At 30.6% G+C, this 1049-nt stretch carries 1 protein-coding gene; it reads right to left on the bottom strand.

The window, feature by feature from the left end; all coding sequences use genetic code 11:
* Positions 1–224 precede the first annotated feature (224 nt).
* Positions 225–1049 (bottom strand): hypothetical protein (locus KHW44_RS10020; RefSeq protein WP_304069016.1); only part of this gene is annotated, 825 nt, incomplete at its 5' end.

The raw sequence follows: 1049 nt of genomic DNA, 5'->3' as shown, positions 1-1049 counted from the left end.
GATATCAGAAGCGAATATTGTAAATTTTTATAAAATCTAACATTTCACTTAAAGTGAATATTCTTCTTATTATTATTTTAAAAAAACAGCCTTTAATTAGGCTGTTTTTTTGTTGGATATTCGATTTTTATAATAAATTATTTTGTTATTTATTTATCTGATTAATAGTAAATTTTTATAAATAAACTCATTAAAAAGGTCAGCAAATAATCGCTGACCTTTATTTAATCTTCAAATTCAATATTATTTCTTTGTGCAGCTTCCATTCTTTGTTTTTTAGCTTTTCCAGTTGCACTTCTTATAATCATCCATGCTAATAGAACCATTCCTATATATCCATTAACAACGTAAACGATGTTTACTAATGAGTCAAACTTCAAAGTCAATCCAATGATTGCCCCAACAATACCAGCTATTAAAGTAAATAATTTGTATTTCTTAGTTCCTTCATCAAAGAATCTTCCAGTTACAGTCCATAACAATGGAACAGATGTTGTAAATATACCCAACATTATAAATATTGAGAATATTGTTGCAAGAACTGGATGAATTTTACCGGCTAAAACCAATACTGGAATTTGTGAATCGTACAAATCAGGAATTGATAAAATAATTGCTATACTCATGATGAATATTGCAACTGAAAATCCTGTAGATCCCAAGAAAACTCCAGCTTCTGCATCTTTTAAGCTCTTTGCCTTGTTTCCTACTTCTGCCAAGAATGCAACTAGCCATATCATATTAAACCCTACATATGATCCAGCTGCTAGGAAGAAGTTCTTACTAGCTACTTTAATTTCTCCACTGTTAACTAATTTTTCAATAAGATCAAGACTTGATTGTAAATTACCCATATTCATGAATATAGAAATTAACCCTATTACTATTGCCATTATCGCAATAACAGGTCCAATCTTACCGATAACATCTACAATCTTACCTAATCCAAGCATTACGACTAAAATAACAACCGCAGCCATAATAGCTCCACCTACATATTTCGGTGCATTAAAGTGTTGAACAGCTGTCGCTTGTGCACCAGCAATCAT

The organism is Finegoldia magna (assembly GCF_018371055.1).
Lineage (GTDB): Bacteria > Bacillota > Clostridia > Tissierellales > Peptoniphilaceae > Finegoldia > Finegoldia magna_I.
The sequence above is the reverse complement of the archived record's forward strand: the minus strand, read 5'-3'. Positions and strand labels throughout refer to the sequence as shown.